The sequence below is a fragment of the Methanomassiliicoccus luminyensis B10 genome, from assembly GCF_000308215.1.
Classification (GTDB): Archaea; Thermoplasmatota; Thermoplasmata; order Methanomassiliicoccales; family Methanomassiliicoccaceae; genus Methanomassiliicoccus; species Methanomassiliicoccus luminyensis.
This window is the reverse complement of the sequence record NZ_CAJE01000023.1, coordinates 82,281-99,984: the sequence shown is the minus strand read 5'-3', so window position 1 is coordinate 99,984 and position 17,704 is coordinate 82,281. Positions and strand designations below refer to the sequence as shown.

Genomic DNA, 17,704 nt, shown 5'->3' with positions numbered 1-17,704 from the left:
CTACGATTCCAATGTTCCTGGCGAACGGGTCGTGATGAGTCATTGCATCATAAATGCCAACCACTCCGGTCGCCATGCTGAACAGCCCACACTCATTCTCTGCTCATATTATACGTTCCAGCCAAACGCGGATGCGGTGGCGGATACCTTCCTTGCTTTCCCGCGTATGCTCGCCGAACTGCCTCGGCCGCTTCGTAGCCTAGCGGGATCGGGTATTTTCTTCCCTTGATCTTCATCTTCCCTCCTCGGTTGATCCTTCCCGCTCGTGTCTTAGGATCCCCAGGGGAAGAGTCGATCCATTCAACAGTCTCAAAGGGGATGCTCATCGGAGGTCTGGTCCTGAATTCCAAGCGGACGTCGCCATCTATATGAATACGAACGGGACGGCGGATGAGCTCATGATGAATGACAAGATACCAAACAACTGCCATTGGAACAAGCGAGAGCAAAGGGATCAGGTTCTGAGCTATGAGCGAGCCGATCGAGCCGCCGACTAGGAATATGGGAGACATTATCAGCTCGAATATGAATATATTCTCATCCGGCTTAGTGGCAAGTAAGGATCCATCTGAGGACATGGCGTTCATCCCCCTATTCGAGAATATTTTGAATAGAGACACCATGCCAACTAATGAAACAATCGTGGCTATCCCGTCAATCACTATGATAGCCAGGCTGAAGTGACCGCATTTTCAGGAGTGCCTCCCAAGGTCTCTGCCAGAGATGTTCCCAGAACCTCCATCACCGCGGTCACCGACATCGCCATTCCCAGCAGGAGACCGTTCATGCCGAACGAGAATGACGCCACGCCTAGCGAGAGAGCGTTGACCCGCCAGCCATAGCTGTGCTGCTCGGGGTCGCTGTTGAGGACGCCGCCCATTCCAAGTTCGAACCTGACCTCCATTTCGTAGAGGTTTCAAAGAAGAAGTGGAGCGGCCCCATCAGTAAACTGAACATTCACTCTTTATTCTTTTTGATAGCTCCCTTGCCGCATCCGGAGATATGCCATACGCGATCCTTGTTCCCTTCAATCTTAGTGAGGGGATCTTGTCGTTCGGGTCCAATATAATTCCTTCCATCTCCAAATAGTAGACGAACTTCGAGGGTCTCAACCTGAAGAACATGGTAATCCCGTCATCTCCCAGGAGCAGCTTGTACGGAGAGAAGATCAGCTCGATCAAGATCGGGAATGAGAAGAGGATGAGCCCAAGAACAAACGTGACGCGAACGGCCCCGATGCCTGCCAGAGGATAAACTAACAGCCCCCCAGTCACAGAGGCCAGAAAAAAGATAACGGCCCATCGCAGAGCGAACCTGCTGAAAGGAATATCGTATCGGGTCATGCCATGTCTCCATCGTTTATTTAATTCACTATGATTGCCAATCCAATAGAGGATGAATCCAATATGACGGATAGAATCTTTAGCTCTTTATTCTCAAACGGCGAGGGTAAGAGCTTTGATAGAATGTATTCACCAAGTGTTGTCAACAGAGAGGTTGCCGCCATCGCTATTGCAAACAGCCCCACTATTCTATCGTTGTTGATGAACGAATAAAGACCGATAGACAACGCCATGATGGCTAACAATAGATCGAGCTGCCCCGTAGCCGCTGCGACGATGGTTGCCAAGGGGCCGATCGCAAATGTGTCTACTATTGCACATATCCATAAGAGGGCATTGTGCGCATTAGGGTCATTCATTCCCATCGCAGTTCCCAGATCTACCGCCGTATCATAGGTAGAGAAAGGATGGGTCTGACCACCGCATGTGATCATCATATGGGATCTCATGATCTCTACGATGATGACCGTGGCGATCATGCTGATAACGACGCCGACGAGGTAGGCCATGCCTGCAGTGAGCACTTTTGTGGCGATTAAAATGGCATCGATAGCTATCACCAGAACTAGAGCCGCAGATAATAAATCGCCCAGTAAGGCAACCATCATCTTGTTTTTCGTATTTCCGCTTACTTCGCCATATTGGACCACTTCAGCGTCGGCATCATTTGTTGCCCTCGCCAGAGCAGGCAGTCCTTCCATAGAAGAGGATAAAGAGATGCCGTACTGGCCTAGCACTGAGAGCGTTAGTGAGCGTACATAGCTGGATACCCAATCAATGAACGCATTCAACGCGTTCGATATCGCCGTCACCGCCGCGCCTATGGCGTTCGAAGCTTGTTGCGTGAGGCTTTTAAGCGCACCGATCACCGCCAGTCCGAGATCGACCACGAACTGCGCCAAGTTGGCGAAGAAGTTGACCGCTCCGAGGAAGAAGTCGTACACGATGTTGGTAATGACACCGAGATAGTCGTTGGGACCGTGGTCCCTCAGCGGGGAGTTGACGACGTCCTGAAGAACGATGGCGTCGAGAGCGTCCAAAGGCAGATGCAAGCGATACACCGCGTCGCCGGATATCCGCGTGCTCTCTCCGACGACCTTGCCGCCGTGAGCGTGAGTTACTTCGCTCAGAAGCGTTTCCGCCTCATCGGTGGTCATGTCGTTGGCGGACACGATCATGATGACGCTGCCGGCAGCGTTGCTGCCGCCGTAGTACACTTTGAGGTCGTAGCCGTTGAATATGGTTCCTCCGCTCCGCCCCATCAGGTCGGCGAAGGTGTAGTTCATGTTGCTCTCCATCGCCACCGAGCGTGGCAGCATGATAGTGTTCACCCCGCTGACGAAGTGAGCTGTCGAAGCTCCGCTAACGCAGTTCACGTACAGCACGATGATCTGCTCGTCCGCGGTGTACCTATACTCGTTGCCGTACTTCTCGAGGCCGTAGCTCTCATCGCCGTCCACGCCGCTGACCACGATGAGATTGGCCGGCTGCCTCGCTTCCGTGCTGAAGGTGATCCCGATATTGACGTCGTTCCCGTACCAGACGTGGTAATCGCTGGCCCCGCCGAGAGCGTACGGCGGCGCCTCGCAGTTGCTGTCGCCGTTGAACTTCAGCTGAGAATCGCTCACCCAGCCCTGGTTCCATGGCTGGACCAACGTGGAAACGGAGGAGCGGCTGTCCACCATATCGATGTAGTATGCATAGCCGGGATAGACTCTGTCGCCATTGCTAGGCATGTTGATCACCGGCGTCACGTAGTCGTTGCCGTCGATGTGGAACCGGATGAACACGTTTCCCCATGTTGAGCTGGAGACCCAGTCGACCGAGATCTTGAGGAGCAGGTCTCCCAGCTTGCGGTCCACGTCGTCGTCGAAGCCGTCGTTGTCGGAGTCCTGGCGAGTTGGATCGGTCTTTTGGCCGCACGGGGTGAGGCCGATGATCTCGTTGAGATCGTACAGACCGTCGGAATCGGTATCCCATAGCACCGGATTGGTGATCCATCCGTCGGTGCCGAGGTTCACCTCCTCGCCGTCCAGAATGCCGTCGTCGTCGGAGTCTGCGTCGAGAGGGTCGGTCTCTCCGTTCACCTGTATCCGGAAGTACTGCAGCTGGCCGCCCCCTGAACTCCAGTCATCGATATACAGGCTCCACGACGACGCGGACGTGAAGTCGCTCACATCGTATCCAAGGCTGAATAAGTTCCAGCTTCTGAAAAGATGGGTGCCGCTGACGGCATTCCTCTCGGTCAAGTGCACGTTGTAGCTGTCGCCGCCCTTGTAGATGACCACTCTGGTGTTGCTCAGGTCGCTATGCGCGATGCCGACATGCAACCACGCCGAAGTTATCGGAGCGGCCGGGGTGCTCGGGATTGCGGGCAGGTAGATAGTTTTGTAGCTCGCGACATACCAATCGTTGCTCCCGCTGCCGTCGATCCGCATGAACTCGTCGGTCGACCACGTCTGAGACCACTGCTCGTTTCCATCGATCAGTCCGTCGTTGTCAGTGTCAGGGTTGGTAGGGTTCATTCCTTTGGAGACCTCAACATCATCGCGCAGGTTGTCGGAATCGGTGTCGGCCATCAGTGGGCTCGTTCCGAGCTCGATCTCCTGCTTGTCGACGAGCGTATCTTGATCGGAGTCGGCGTTGACAAATATATAGTCGACCGTGGTCCCCGACGAAGAGATGAAGAAAGGCGTGGCTATGAATGAATCCACACAGCCAGGGTAATTGAAGTAGTCGCCGGACAACGTCCAGAACGTGCAGAGATGCCATGCTCCGTCCGCTATCAGCGAACCCACCGGCCGGTACATCGTCCCGTCCCATTGATAGACCAAGCCGGCGTTGTCAGTCTTGTAGCTGATGTCGATGCGATACTTCTGCCCGGACACTGGAGCGTTAAAATAGAAGGCAGCTTCGGCGGTGAGGGTGGTCCTCACCGTTCTTCCGTTGTCCGAGATCGTACGTCCAGACCAGTTCCCGTTGTCTACCAGGGTGACGCCGAACATATACATCGGCTGAGAGTAAATGCTCTCGTCGCCGGGCATTCCGATGTCCGTGTCCACCAGCGCAGGCGTCATCGTTACCGAGGTAAGGTTGTACAGCGGCCCGTTCACCCGGAGGAGCAGGTTCATTCCCGGAGTTGACGCGTCTGAATCGTAGTAGTCCTTCATGTCCAGGTAAATCGATGCTGACGAGCCGTGCCGGTGCAGCGTGCCGACGTTCACCCACCCGGACGAAGTGTACAGCTGCACCGTCTGACCGTCCCTGCTGTCCAGGAAGTCGAGCTGCAGCTCGTAGCTGACGCGGGTCAGCGGCACGGAAACGACAAGAGTGGCTTCGACTGTGCCGTTGGCCACTGGGCCGTCCAGAATCCAGCCTTGGCCCAGAGAGATGCCGGGGTTATGTTGGCTCGTGGGCGATGAGAAATCACTCTTGTATGAGTAAGCGACAGCGCCAATCTTGTCGACCTTGAACGCGTTCTGGAACCTCAGCTGCACGTTCATGCCCAGGTCGGACTGGGAATCCTGCAGGTAGTCTGAATCGAGGACGAAAGACCAGCTCCTCGCAACGGTGGCGGAGTTGCCCGGCAGCGTCGCCACATTGATCCACACTCCGTTGTTCAGCACCTGGACTATGACATTCTGCGATGCCATGTAGGTGATCGTTATGAGGTAGCCGGTATCGCTCTGGTACGAGTTGTCGTACAAGTTAAGAAGGAACGACGAACCGACCGTGCCGTTTCTCATGCCGCCGGCCGCATCGCCCCATCCCGTTCCGCTGAGCAGCGATATGCCCAGAAGATGCTCGGTGATGATATAGTCATTGGTCGAGCCGACGTCCAGGACGAATATGTCCTGTCCCGCTGTAAGATACACAGAGAATGAATAAATGCCGGCCGAACTGCCAGATACGTAGCTCATCCTCAGGTACCAGTATCCGGTGGAATCAGCCGTGAAGGTTATCGATTCACTCGTCCCCGCGCCGTTGGTTGATGTTCTTTTAACCGCACCGGACGGGTCCAGGAGCGCGAGGTCGAAGTTCACTCCGGAAAGCACGTTCAGATGAGCGGAGATGCTTTGGCCGCTGTAAACGTAAAGCTTGTAATAGTCCGAAATATCGATAGGACTGGAGAGCTCGCCTGAGAACACGCCAGACACTATCTGCAAGGCCGTCGACGTCGTATCGCCGGCATCGCCGTTCTGCTCGGCGTCGTTGGCTTGCTGAGTGGTGAACTGCATGTTCACACCAGTGGCCACATCGTTTGAGTTGTAGTTATTGACGGAAGCTACTCTGAAGTAGTAGGTAGTTCCCGGTGTTAAATCGGTCACTATCACCAGGGGCGTCCTTGAACTGGTCCCATCTGCTGATTGCCCATATGATTGACTTGTCCCATAGTCAACGCGGGACGAACCGGCGATGTTTGTGGACCACGATATTATCATGGCGTAGGCTGTCATCTGCATGACAGAAATATCAGATATCACGATGTTCGTGCTGAACGTCATATCGTTGCTGTAAGCCACGTTGGCGGGATTTGATGAAGCGGCAGATACGGCTCTGAAATGGTAAACAGTCCCTCCCACAAGGCTGGTTAGCGTGACGTGATGCGATGTTCCTGAGCTGCCGGAGACGGTGCTCCCATACGATGATGCTGCTCCGTACTCAACGCCTGATGTGCCAGCAATATTGGTATTCCATGTTATCACAACGTTTATGCCATTGGTGTCCGAACTACAGCGCCATACAACATCGGATATCATTATCGATTGCGTAGTGAATGTCTGATCGTCCGTATATCCCAGCAGGAAAGAGCCGATCTTATAGTGATATGTCGTTCCGGGCAACAGGCCGGTAAGAGTGGCCTGCTGGTTCAGTCCAATGCCTCCGCTCACGGAGCCGCCATACGAGGTGGTGGTGCCATACTTTAGAGTCGCCGGGATGAGAAGTGACACTCTCCATGAAATGGTCACAGAGGTAGCGGTGAGCGATTCGATGCGCACACTGGTTATGCTCGATGTGGCCATGGGCAACATCGATCCTGCTCCGGAAAGCGACGGCGCGACCATCGACGATAGTTCCTCTTCTTCGCCCGCTAGCACATCATATATCTTCTCTTGCGCCGCGAACGGCAGAGCGACGTCATCGCTCCAGCTCCCGCCGGCGAAGCCGTCTACTGTGGCCATGACCTCGCTTACCGTGTCCAGCGCGCCTGCGTAGTTCTCGTTCTCGATGTCGTCCTTGATCGAAGCTACCCGGTCGAGAAGCCATGCTTTCGAGGACGGGACGTTGAACGCGCTGTTGTCCAAAGAGGCAATGTAATCGTCGAGCTCGTCGAACGTCAGCGAGTCGTACAGCACGTCCTGGAACATGAACAGCTCTGACATGTGGCGATGCGCTTCGGTCCAGACCGCATTGATCTCTCCGTTCTGATCGACCGCGACGGACGGGGATGACGCTTCGACGCGGCTGGTCGATAGCGTCATGACATCTGCGACAACGCCGGTCGATGAGATCACTGACGCTGATATCTCGGTCCACGCCCTGGTGCCGTTCTCCCATGCCACGAAGAAGCCGTCGCGATACGTTGTCGCCGAAACTTTGCCGTTCGCTCCGGGACCGTGCGATATCATGGCCGAGTTCCACGCGATACGATCGGAAGAGAACGCCGCCGATACCACGGAGCCGTACTCGCTGTTGTACGTCCACGCGACGAACACTTTTCCGTCACTCGATATCAGGTCGAGATCGGCAACGGAGCCGAAAGAGTACGATGCAAGCAGAGATATCGCATCGACCTGCGTGCCGTAGCGATCGATGCTGCCGTGCACCACTGCACGATACGGGGAAGTGCAGTAAACGGAATAGTGAATCAATGAGCCGTCAGTTGCGATGCGCCCGATGCCGTTGCCAGTCTCCATGGCCATGACGGAGGTTGCGTTCACGACATCATTGCCGTCGAGCTCGAACTCCAGTATCGCGAACACTGACGAGTTCTCGTACGGCCTGATCAATCCGAGATAGAGAGCGTCGTTCTGCACGGCTACCGAGGAGGACGAGCCGTCGCATACCTGATACGTTCTGCTCCACGATGAGCCGTTATCGGATGAGACGAGGACATAGACGGTGCGGTTCGATTCGACCGTGAGGCGTCCTTCGAACGATATGCCTACTAACGGACCGGAGGAGACGATTGAGATGTTGTCGATGGAGAAGAACGAGGGTGTGAGAGGGGTGTCGGGGGAAAAGGTCGAGCCGTTATCGACCGAGTTCTTATAATCAAGTCTGACGCCGTCCAACGTTGCATCGATCCAGGCGACGTGAAGGGTCCCGTTCTGAATTATGAACGACGGTCCCGAAGCGCCGTAGTTCGATATGGTGAGCTGCCGGTGATCGTGAGCGACAGGATCGTCGATGCGCATCTCTCCCCCCGCATCGGCCGATACGTTGGTCACAGCGACCTGGAAGATCGTCAGGACCATGATCAGAGCACAAGCTACGCTAACCAACTTGAGGAACGTGGACCTCATATTTTTCCCCGCGAGTGGAATCACTTACGAAATATATATTAATTATGTTATTAAGGAGTATAATTATTTAATTATATTCATGTAAATTTTCCGAAGAAAAGCTTAATCGGCCAGCGGTAACGATCTCGATCGTTCAGGTCATTAATAAAATGCATTTCAGCTTACATCTAGCTCTGTTATTCTCCCTTCGTCTCGCCACATCAAGTGTTCCTGGCATCTCGGCGACGCGCTCGCGGACAGGCTTGTTCAGCGAATGACGGAGAGTGAGCACCTTGATACGTGATTCTCCTGCACATCTGCATGAAGTGCCGGAAGACCACCCATCGGGGCGTGGCCAGGAGCCTGAGCGGTTGCGCCTGGGGTGAGGGTGCGGTGCCGCGTTTCCTCTGCCTGCAGCTGCTGTCGGTGCTGTTCAGAAGAGGCATGGCCTCGTGAGAACACGGCATTCGAGAGGGATGCAGAACGTCCATTCTCGTGCTGCTAGCAGCGGACGCCCCGCTGATATCATCCATCAGCGTCCGATTGTTTACCTGTGCTGTCATCGGGCCGGTCCGATGACCATGCGGAAGTCATCACCATGACGCCGAGGCGCCATGGACGGGCCGTCCCCGCGGCCCGCGGGAGGGCCCTGTCGAGACCAATCCTGAAAACCTAAGCACACAACTTCCAGAGATTATCGTGACCCGAACAATTTATTATTCAGATGATGATACCGCACCGGGATGTCTCTCATGCTCGAGGAAGCGTCAGAACTGATAGGGCTGCAGGTATACACATCGAACGGGATCTTTCTGGGAAATGTCAACAACCTTGTGATCGACCTCGAGAATAAGCGTGTGGACGGCCTTTTCGTCAGTGAGACCAATCCCCTGCTCGTAGAGGAATCCAAGGCGGTGAACGTTCCGTTCCGCTGGATCATGTCCGTTGGCGACATCATCCTCCTGAAGTACTTCCCCAAGAGGGTCACCACCAAGAAGGCCGCGGCCAAGATCTGAAGCCCGGCAATATTTTACACCGCGCGGCCTGGCCGCGTTCCACACTCTTCTTTCCCACGTGAGGCCATGGGCTGATTTCAGCCATGCCACTTGTCTATCGGCATGCGCAGGTACCTCGCACAAGGACCTTGGTGGCTTGATAGGTCCACCCTGCTGACGATGAGATCGACGTCCTCCCCGCACGCGGCGGAGAGTTCGGAGTGCATCGCCGCCATGCGCTCGGCGGTTCCCGCATACCCTTTTCTCCTGGCATCCTCGATCGATCCGCTGACCTTCATGATCCTGTCGTCGGCGACCAAGTTGTCGGCGTGGCAGACTATCTTCTCTTCGAGAGTGGAGGGCATATAGTCGCCCGGGGGCAGGCCCATGGCGGCGGCCTCTTCGGGAGTGAAGCCGGCCCCCATATGCTTCCGCACGATGTTGACCACGGCATCCGGGAGGCCGAGGTCGCGGGCGATCTCAGCCCCTACTGCGGAGTGCTTGTTGCCGTGCACTTTAGAGCGGCCGATGTCGTGCAGCAGCGCCCCCGCCCTGACCAGGTCGCGGTCGGCGTGGCAACTTGCAGCGATGGCGTTCGCCACCATCATGACCGTGCATACATGCTTGATCACTCGGTCAGCGGCGCCCGCCCCGCTCAGGAGGCGGAGGCATTCCTCCTCATTCGGTATCGTGGACAACCTTCTTCCCCCTGGCGCAAGGGACCACCGTCATCTTGCCGTGGAAGTCGTTGCGCAGCCCCTCCCCGCTCTTGAGGCGATCGAGGAAAACGGCCAGCGCGGCCACTTCGGAGTGCGGCTGGTTCCCTATGCCCACGTTGAAGGTCGACCACTGATATACGTCCGGGGGGACCTTCTCCGCGCCGACCACGATTAGCATCTTATCGGTCACGGCCTCTTTGATCTTGGGCAGGGCGTCGTCGACGTGCGTCCCGTACATGGTCAGGTGCACCGTGGTGCCCTCGAAGTTCTTGAGGAGATCCTTCCATTTCACCCCGGTGGTAATGGCGAAGTCCCCACCGAACCGCTTCACCACCGAGCGGACGCTCCTCTCCAGCTCCTCGTCCTTGGTGGAGACGAAGATCCCCTGGGCGCCGAACGCCCTCGCCGTCAGCGCGACGTGCGTGGTGACCCTTTTGTCGCGCTCGGGGCGATGGCCCAGCCTCAGGATGTAGATGTCAGGCATGGGAGGCTCACTCCTTGAGCCTCTCAATCCTATGGCCACGGTAATCGAGGCGGACCGAGCGCTTGACCAGGCTGCGGAGCATGGTGGACGTTATGCCAAGCTTCTCCGCGATGTCCCCGGCAAAGCGCCCCTCCGGCCCGACCTCCTTGAAGATCTGCTTCTCAAGCTTCTCGAACTCGTCCTCGGGCATCATGGCTGCAGCAAGGACGTCGGAGATCTCATACACGGGCCAGGATGCGTTGATGTGAAAAGAGGTGTAGTAAGTGTGATACGCCTTTTCCGGAAAAGAGCCGCTGGTCGATTGCCATCTGGTTTCAACAAGCTTCATCTTCTCAAAAAACTTCAAGGCATCGGCACCCTCTTCGCCGAACTTTGCCTCGACCTCTTTGGCGGTGCGCCATTCCAGCGTTACCTCCTTGAGGACCTCGCGTTTCACCTTGGTATCAACGGCGCGCAACATCGGTACAAGTTCCGATGGCTCGTTGATGACCTTGATTCTGTTCATAGCCAACCTAATTAGTCTGAAAGAATATAATGACTATTGCCCATTTCTATCTTCGTGGGATATTACTTCGTTTCCGACCTCAAAGGTTATTAACATCATCAGGAATACTGGTGCCGATGGCACAGAAGCCAAAGAAGATATTATATCAGTCCTTGTGGGACGGCAGGATCTTCAAGACCAAGGAAGAGGCCGAGAACAGCCCCTACCCTTATCAGGTCTTCATGACCGGCCATGATCGGTATCCCAAGAGGGGCTTCTTCGGTACCGTCGCCTTCCGCAAGAAGGGCAGGTTCTTCTAAGCCAGGTACAGTACCGCGGCCAAGCCCAGAAGAGGAGCGACGATCATGAGGAAGTCGTCGTCCACATATTTTGACTTATAGCTCTCGGCAGCGATGGCCAGGACCGACGCCGTCAGGCCTGCCAATATGATCTCGATCGTGAATGGGGTCAGCAGGGCGAACCCTGTCACCATTATGCTCAAGTGCGCCGCGAACGGCAGGTAGGGGTACCACTTGGTCCTCCGCACCGTCGCGATCAGCGGGTCCACCCACGCCATGCCGCAGATGACCGGTGCGGCATATTCGAACGGGAACAGCAGGAAGGCGAAGGTCAGCGCGATGGCGGCCCATGCCGCCGCGGACATCTGGTTCAGCTCATACTTCCTCATGCCCGGGACCCTGAGGCTCCGCCACAGCCGCACCGCCTCGAACACCAGCACCGCGGCGAGGAAGGCCAGCAATCCCAGCTCCCGGGTGGGGCCGCCGGACCAGAGGGGGGACGGCAGGAAATAGTACACTAAGAAAGTCGGGGTGGCGAGGTGGACCAACCTCCTGGTCATCGCGCCCGCGTCGGCCATGGCGGGGGTTAGGAACGTCATTCCAGCAGTTAAATCCTGTGCTGGCCGCCGGCGCTGTTCGGCCCTGCCGAGCGTGCGGCGCGCTCCCGGGCCCCTGCCGGGGGTTTTGCGGCCGGACCAACGGGTTTGTTGGTTGCTTGCACAACCATTTCCAGGATATTCCATTGAGAATCGCGAGGCCCCCGCGACGCCCTCCGAAGACCTTCCGGAAGGCCGGTCCCGGGAGATGTGCCAGATCCCTTAATGTATCGCACAGTATGTTATTAACATATAATGATTTTTTATTAACACTAATTCCTAAGATGCGCATTTTGGCTTTTGACCGCCAAATGAATACATTCGCACCATTCGAAAACATTTAATTAGTCAATTGTCTTTTCTTCATTTGCCATTCGAGACAAATGGCTATTCAATGCGAATTAAGGAATGCGGACAGGACCAAAAAAGGTGAGAATTCATGAACGGACAAAGGAAAATCATGGCGGCCGTACTGGCGGGCGTAATAGTGATGGTCGCGCTGACCTTCGCCTCCAGCCCGGTCGCGGCGTTAAGCGATGAGGACATTGCTCTAGGCATCGATGGCGGCGACACCACATGGATCATCGTGGCGATGGTCCTCGTGTTCATCATGGTCCCGGGCGTCGGGTTCTTCTATGGTGGCATGCTCCGCAAGGAGAGCGTGCTCTCCATGCTCGGGCAGTGCCTTGCTGTGACCGCGCTCGTGACAGTATTCTGGGTGGTCATCGGGTACACTCTGGCGTTCGGCTCCGGCGGCGCCATCGTCGGCAGCCTGGACCACTTCTTCCTAAAAGACGTCGGGGCCGCGCCATACGGCTATGGCACGGAAGCGGCCGGCACCATCCCCCAGTCACTGTTCATGCTGTTCCAGATGATGTTCTGCATCGTCACCACCTGCCTTCTGACCGGCGGCATCGCCGAGCGCATGAAGCTCAGGGCCCTGGCCATATTCCTGGCCATCTGGAGCGTCCTGGTCTACGCCCCTGTGGCCCACTGGGTGTGGGGCGGCGGCTGGATCATGACCGAGCTCGGCGCCCTTGACTTCGCCGGCGGCACCGTCGTGCACATCGCGTCAGGCGTTAGCGTTCTCGCCGCGGCCCTGGTCATCGGCAAGAGGATCTCCGTGGCCAAAGGGCACGAGGAGGTCCCCCACAACGTTCCCATGGCGGTCCTGGGCGCAGCCCTGCTGTGGTTCGGGTGGTTCGGCTTCAACGGCGGCAGCGCTCTCGGCACCGGCTCGTTCGCTGCCAACGCTCTCGTCAACACCCAGATCGCCGCGGCCGTTGCCACCGGGGTTTGGGGCCTGATCTCCTGGCTGCACCTGGGCAGGCCCAGCGTCATGGGCCTGATCACCGGCGCCATCGCCGGTCTGGTGGGCATCACTCCCGCTGCCGGCTTCGTTGACGCCTCCGGCGCCATCGCCATCGGCATAGGCGCCGCCTTCGTGTGCTACGGCGGCCTCATACTCCGCAGGAAGCTGAAGCTTGACGATGCGGTCGACGTGTGGGGCGTTCACGGCCTCGGCGGTACCTTCGGCGCCATCGCCACAGGCTTCCTGGCCTCCACTGCGGCAGGCTCTCCAGTAGAGGGCCTGCTCTACGGCGGCACGGTCGACGTGGTGGTCAACCAAATCCTGGCGGTGGCCGCGGTGTGGGCGTTCGTGTTCGTGGTCACCTTCGCGATCCTGAAGATCATGAGCTTAGTGGGCGAGATCAGGATGACCAAGGACGAGGAGCGCATCGGTGCTGACATCGTGCAGCACGGCGAACGCGCGTACAACTGAGGTGATCTGGCATGATGAAGATCGATGCGATAATAAGGCCTGAGAAGACCAACCAAGTGAAGGCTGCGCTGGAAGAGATCGATGTGATCGGCATAACCGTCCACGACGTGCACGGCCGGGGGGAGCAGAAGGGGCTTGAGTTCATCAACCGCGCGGGCAAGTACCGCGTGGACCTCCTTCCCAAGACCCTCCTGACCGTGGTGGTCCCCGACCCTGATGTGGACAAGGTCATCGATACCATCGTGACCGCCGCCCGAACGGGCGAGATGGGGGACGGGAAGATCTTCGTCTCCCCGGTGGAGAGGTGCGTCAGGATACGCACCGGGGAGGTGGACGAGAAGGCGGTCTGACCCTGAACGTATCCCACAAAGATCCTCTTCAAACCATTTCCAAAAACCCTTTCCGAACATTTCCCGAGGAGGTCGGTCCGGCGACCGTCAGGCCTCTAGCCACGGCAGCCGGGTTCGACCCCCGGGCCTTCGCCACACCTACCGAGGGCATGATCGAGATGGAGAGCACGCTGACGAGAGAGCAGGATCAAGGACGGGGGACCTGGAGCCCCCGTGGGGCGGCCGGGAGGTGCGCATGATGAAGCTGGCGATCATCGGCGGGGCGCTGCAGGGGATGGAGGCCGCGTACCTGGCCAAGAAGGCGGGCATCCGCACCCTGCTCATCGACCGGTGGGCCGGCGCACCAGCGTTCTCCCTCGCGGAAGAGCATGCCGTGCTCGACGTCGTGAAGAACGAGGATGAGGCCATGAAGCTGATCGAGGATTGCGACGCGGTCCTGCCGGCCAATGAGGACCCCGCCACCCTGGACCACCTGGTGACCATGATGCGCGGGACCAGCGTACCGCTGATCTACGACCCCCGCGCCTGCCGTATCACCAGCTCCAGGCTGCTGTCCAACAAGCTGATGCGCAGCCTCGGCGTGCCCATGCCGGCGCCCTGGCCAGACTGCGGGTTCCCGGTCATCGTCAAACCTTCCGACTGGTCGCGCAGCGTGGGGGCCTCGCGCGCAGACAACCAGCGCCAGCTGGAGAAGGGCATCAAGACCGCCCGCCTATACGGGGGCGGCGTGGTGGTCCAGGAGTTCATATCGGGGCCCTCCATCTCCCTGGAGGTCATCGGCAACGGCAGCGAGGCCGTCCCCCTCGTCGGCTCCCAGGTGCTGTTCGACGAGACCTACGACCGCAAGATGGTCATCTCCCCACCCGAGAACGTCATCTTTGACGAGGATCTGCTCCGGCGCGCCTGCGAGAGGATGGCTGTCGAGCTCGAGCTCGGGGGGATCATGGAGGTGGAGGCGATGGTGTCGAGGGGCGTCCCCCGGATCATCGAGATCGACGCCCGCTTCCCCAGCCAGACCCCCGCCGCGGCGTACCACTCCCACGGCATCAACATGGTGCACATGTTGATGGAGCTGTTCACCACCGGCCGGCTGCTGAGGCCCGACACCCGGGGAGGGAGGGTGGCCATCTGCGAGCATGTTCTCAAGCAGGGCGAGGTGCTCCGCTCCAAGGGGGAGAGCGCCCTGACCCAGTTCAAGGGGATGCAGGTGCGCCCCGGCCTGTTCGGTTCGGACGAGATGATCACCAACTACCGCCCCGGGGAGCACGCCTGGGCGGGCACCGTTATCTGCACCGGAAGCACCATCGAGGAGGCGCGCGGGAAGAGGGACGCCTGCATCCAGAGCATCATGGACGAGAACAGCATCGGCACGTTCTCCGACCCGGTGCCGGAGGTGCGGACCGCATGACCCGCCCGGTCCCTGCCAATCGCGTCGGTCCCTTCCACGATGGAGAGGTTCCCGGCATCCGGTGGGCGGCCTGCAGGAGGAGCTGGAGAGGGCGGACCTCATCCTCAACGCCTCTCCCGCGCCATACCCGGCCGGCTCTCCCAGGAGGGGTGCGTGACCTCCTCTCCCGCGGTCCCGTGTTCCTTCGACGAGGGGGCGGAGCAGAAGGCCGCGATAATTCACGATCCCCTGCAGACAGGGGTCGCAGTGATGCTGGCAGAATGCGCGGCGCTCTCCGCGGAGCGCGCCCGCGCTTTCGCCTCGATCACCCTGAGCGAAACCAAGGAGGTGGCTCGAAATGACAGATAAACAAGCTATATTGGCAGACCTAAAAAGATCGGTAGAGACATGGAACAAGGACCTGGCCGCCAGCTCGGCGCAGGCGGCCCTGGATGCAGGAATGCCTCCGTCGGAGGCCATCGACCAAGGCCTGGGAAAGGGAATGGAGACCATCAGTGCGCTGTTCGACGAGGCCAAGATCTACCTGCCCCAGGTGCTGGCGGCGTCCACCGCTATGGAGGCTGCGTTGAAGACGCTGGGGCCGGCCATGTCCGGCGGCGCAGCCTCGGCCAAGGGAACGGTCGTGCTGGGGACCGTGCAGGGCGACATTCACGAGATCGGCAAGAACGTGGTCGCGGCGATGCTCCGCGGCGCGGGCTACAACGTCATCGACCTGGGAAGGGACGTACCGGTGGACAAGTTCGTGGAGACCGCGGAGAAGGAGAAGGCCAAGGTCATCGGCGCGTCGGCGCTGATGACCACCACCATGGTCGGGCAGAAGGAGATCCAAGATCTGGTGAAGGAGGGGGACCTGGACGTGAGGACCGTCTTCGGCGGAGCAGTGTGCAGCGCCGAGTGGGTCGCCAGCTTCGGCGGCGATGCCTATTGCTCCAGTGCCGCGGAGGCCTCGGCGACCGTCGCCTCTCTGACAAAGGAGTGATCGCATGGCAGCTACAAGACCAATAAGCGTGTACGAGACGTTCAACCGCTCGGTCAAGGGACCGAAGGTGCCAGAGAGCGAATGGGACTACCAGGTGATACCGCAGACCCTGACCAAGATCAAGGAGAAGTATGGCATCAAGTTCACCTCCGAGATCATCCCGACCGACAAGCAGCTGATCAACAATCTGTTCCTGGCAGGAATGGAGATGCTGGTGACCGCGGGGATGTACAACTCCGATACCGGAAGGGTCATCAAGGTCACCGAGGAGGAGGTGAAAGAGGGGATCAAGAGGACCCCCACGCATATTACTCTCGGGGAGAACAGGGACGCCGCCGACTTCGCCCCCCGCCGCGGCAACGCCGCGAAGAAGCCCATCATTCAGGGCGGCCCCACCGGAGCGCCGGTCTCTGAGGACATCTTCACCCAGGTGATGCAGTCCTACGCCCAGGAGGCCACCGTCGACACTCTCGTCAACGGCGTCATGGCTACCATAGAGGGCGTTCCGGCCAAGACCAACACCCCCTGGGAGATACGCGCCACCATGGCCGAGCTCAGGGCGGTGAGGGAGGCGTGCGTTCGCGCCGGCCGGCCTTACTTAGGCATATAGGGCCCGGAGACCCCGCTGTCCGCAGCGGGACGTCTCGCCGGAGATCTGCTGGGCTGCCTTCGCACGTGCGATAGCCACGAGGTGTCCCAGCTCAACGAACTGAAAATCGACAATGCCGGCCTCAATATGATAGCCGGCTGGACCGCCAACGGGGATACCATCATGGTGGAGCAGATGCCCATCTTCGGAGGGTACACCGGCGGTGCGGAGGAAACGGCCATCTGCGATGTCGCGACGACATTGGCGTCCTTCACCCTGCTGAGCGGGAACTACCATCTGGACGGGCCGATCCACATCAGGTGGGGCATCACCACTGCGAGGGAAACGCTCCAGATCGCCGCCCACGCCGCCGCGGCCATCGATGCGAACACCGATCTCCTGCTGGCGAACCAGTACTATCCGATAGCTGGGCCGTGCACGGAGATGTGCCTCATCGAGACGGCCACGCAGGCGATAACGGACACCGCCAGCGGAAGGGAGCTCCTATCGGGCTCCGCCGCGGCGAAGGGTGTGGCCTTGGACTACACCACCGGCATGGAAGCGAGGATCATGGGCGAGGCGGCCACCGCCGTCGCCGGAATGCCCGTCCCGAGGGTCAACGAGGTCCTCGACGCGCTGATCAAGACCTACGAATCAAACTACGCCAAGGCGCCCAAGGGCAAGAGCTTCCGGGAGTGCTACAACGTGCAGACCGTCACTCCCACCAAGGAATACCTTGAGGTCTACGACAAGGCCCGTGCCACCATGCGCGACCTGGGCGTGCCGCTGAAGTAAGCGCCGACGCTCAAACCCATTCCCTTTTCCTTTTCCTCGATGCCGAGCTCGGCACCCGGGCCGGAAGAATAAAAAGAGCTGAATTGGGGGCTTCAGTCGCACCCGCTCTTGCGCGGAGCGATCCTCCCCGCGCACTTCGAGCATACTATGTTGTCCGCCTGAGAGACGTTCCAGTCGGTGCAGTCCCCGCATACCCAGTCGCCGCACTGGGAGCACTCCCGGCCGACCTTGGGCATGCTGAGGTCGCTCCGCACCTTGGAGGTCTTCTTCCCGCACTGCTTGCACGCGATGATGTTCTCCTCTTCCATCATTGTTAGCCCTCGGCCTACGATTTCGCTCCTATTATATTTCAAAGAACGGGACAAACCGTTCCT

At 58.5% G+C, this 17,704-nt stretch carries 17 protein-coding genes and 1 pseudogene; 9 read left to right on the top strand and 9 right to left on the bottom strand.

What is annotated here, in order from left to right:
• Positions 1 to 92: 92 nt before the first annotated feature.
• From WYS_RS12800 to WYS_RS12785, 4 genes are read right to left on the bottom strand one after another with little or no spacing between them, the layout of a single operon-like run.
• Positions 93 to 662: a hypothetical protein gene (locus WYS_RS12800; RefSeq protein WP_019178571.1), complete on the bottom strand. Its 570-nt coding sequence runs from the start codon at positions 660 to 662 to the stop codon at positions 93 to 95.
• Complete coding sequence (locus WYS_RS12795) at positions 662 to 904, bottom strand: hypothetical protein (RefSeq protein ID WP_019178570.1); 243 nt, start codon at positions 902 to 904, stop codon at positions 662 to 664. The genes WYS_RS12800 and WYS_RS12795 overlap by 1 nt, the downstream gene beginning before the upstream one ends.
• A gap of 37 nt (positions 905 to 941) precedes the next feature.
• Positions 942 to 1,343, bottom strand: a complete 402-nt coding sequence (locus WYS_RS12790; protein ID WP_019178569.1) for a hypothetical protein — start codon at positions 1,341 to 1,343, stop codon at positions 942 to 944.
• A gap of 20 nt (positions 1,344 to 1,363) precedes the next feature.
• Positions 1,364 to 7,870, bottom strand: a complete 6,507-nt coding sequence (locus WYS_RS12785; protein ID WP_019178568.1) for a pre-peptidase C-terminal domain-containing protein — start codon at positions 7,868 to 7,870, stop codon at positions 1,364 to 1,366.
• 300 nt (positions 7,871 to 8,170) lie between these two features.
• Between WYS_RS12785 and WYS_RS16565 the strand changes: the two genes are divergently transcribed.
• Both WYS_RS16565 and WYS_RS12775 read left to right on the top strand, forming a co-directional pair.
• On the top strand, positions 8,171 to 8,305 hold the full coding sequence (locus WYS_RS16565) for a hypothetical protein (RefSeq protein WP_272898430.1): 135 nt from the start codon (positions 8,171 to 8,173) through the stop codon (positions 8,303 to 8,305).
• Between the two features lie 287 nt (positions 8,306 to 8,592).
• Positions 8,593 to 8,865 carry a PRC-barrel domain-containing protein gene (locus WYS_RS12775; RefSeq protein WP_019178566.1) on the top strand — a complete coding sequence of 91 codons (273 nt, stop codon included), beginning with the start codon at positions 8,593 to 8,595 and terminating at the stop codon, positions 8,863 to 8,865.
• Between the two features lie 77 nt (positions 8,866 to 8,942).
• On the opposite strand, the gene WYS_RS15420 is transcribed toward WYS_RS12775, so the two are convergent.
• Genes WYS_RS15420 through WYS_RS12760 form a run of 3 tightly spaced genes read right to left on the bottom strand, consistent with a single transcriptional unit; the run spans position 8,943 to position 10,552 of the window.
• Positions 8,943 to 9,542, bottom strand: a complete 600-nt coding sequence (locus WYS_RS15420) for an HD domain-containing protein (protein ID WP_019178565.1) — start codon at positions 9,540 to 9,542, stop codon at positions 8,943 to 8,945.
• Positions 9,523 to 10,047, bottom strand: a complete 525-nt coding sequence (locus WYS_RS12765) for a tRNA (cytidine(56)-2'-O)-methyltransferase (RefSeq protein ID WP_019178564.1) — start codon at positions 10,045 to 10,047, stop codon at positions 9,523 to 9,525. The genes WYS_RS15420 and WYS_RS12765 overlap by 20 nt, the downstream gene beginning before the upstream one ends.
• Positions 10,048 to 10,054: 7 nt before the next feature.
• Entirely contained in the window at positions 10,055 to 10,552 is a 498-nt protein-coding gene (locus tag WYS_RS12760) for an ArsR family transcriptional regulator (protein ID WP_019178563.1), read from the bottom strand.
• Positions 10,553 to 10,668: 116 nt separating this feature from the next.
• Between WYS_RS12760 and WYS_RS12755 the strand changes: the two genes are divergently transcribed.
• Entirely contained in the window at positions 10,669 to 10,851 is a 183-nt protein-coding gene (locus WYS_RS12755) for a hypothetical protein (protein ID WP_019178562.1), read from the top strand.
• Here the strand turns inward: WYS_RS12755 and WYS_RS12750 are convergent.
• A complete protein-coding gene (locus WYS_RS12750; RefSeq protein ID WP_019178561.1) occupies positions 10,848 to 11,429 on the bottom strand; it encodes a hypothetical protein in 582 nt (193 codons plus the stop codon). The genes WYS_RS12755 and WYS_RS12750 overlap by 4 nt on opposite strands.
• 436 nt (positions 11,430 to 11,865) lie before the next feature.
• On the opposite strand from WYS_RS12750, the gene WYS_RS12745 reads away from it, so the two are divergent.
• The 6 genes and pseudogenes from WYS_RS12745 (at position 11,866) to WYS_RS15755 (ending at position 17,330) form a co-directional block, all read left to right on the top strand.
• Positions 11,866 to 13,209 carry an ammonium transporter gene (locus tag WYS_RS12745; protein ID WP_236993832.1) on the top strand — a complete coding sequence of 448 codons (1,344 nt, stop codon included), beginning with the start codon at positions 11,866 to 11,868 and terminating at the stop codon, positions 13,207 to 13,209.
• Between the two features lie 11 nt (positions 13,210 to 13,220).
• Positions 13,221 to 13,559, top strand: coding sequence for a P-II family nitrogen regulator (locus tag WYS_RS12740; protein ID WP_019178559.1), 339 nt, complete (start codon positions 13,221 to 13,223; stop codon positions 13,557 to 13,559).
• 238 nt (positions 13,560 to 13,797) lie between these two features.
• Positions 13,798 to 14,967: a 3-methylornithine--L-lysine ligase PylC gene (pylC, locus tag WYS_RS12735; protein WP_019178558.1), complete on the top strand. Its 1,170-nt coding sequence runs from the start codon at positions 13,798 to 13,800 to the stop codon at positions 14,965 to 14,967.
• A 153-nt stretch (positions 14,968 to 15,120) separates the two neighbouring features.
• Positions 15,121 to 15,315, top strand: a complete 195-nt coding sequence (locus WYS_RS12725; RefSeq protein WP_019178556.1) for a hypothetical protein — start codon at positions 15,121 to 15,123, stop codon at positions 15,313 to 15,315.
• Entirely contained in the window at positions 15,305 to 15,946 is a 642-nt protein-coding gene (locus WYS_RS12720) for a methyltransferase cognate corrinoid protein (protein WP_049796371.1), read from the top strand. Before WYS_RS12725 ends, WYS_RS12720 begins: the two co-directional genes overlap by 11 nt.
• Before the next feature lie 4 nt (positions 15,947 to 15,950).
• Positions 15,951 to 17,330: pseudogene (locus tag WYS_RS15755) on the top strand (monomethylamine:corrinoid methyltransferase).
• Between the two features lie 92 nt (positions 17,331 to 17,422).
• Here the strand turns inward: WYS_RS15755 and WYS_RS12705 are convergent.
• Entirely contained in the window at positions 17,423 to 17,641 is a 219-nt protein-coding gene (locus WYS_RS12705) for a hypothetical protein (protein WP_019178552.1), read from the bottom strand.
• Positions 17,642 to 17,704 lie beyond the last annotated feature (63 nt).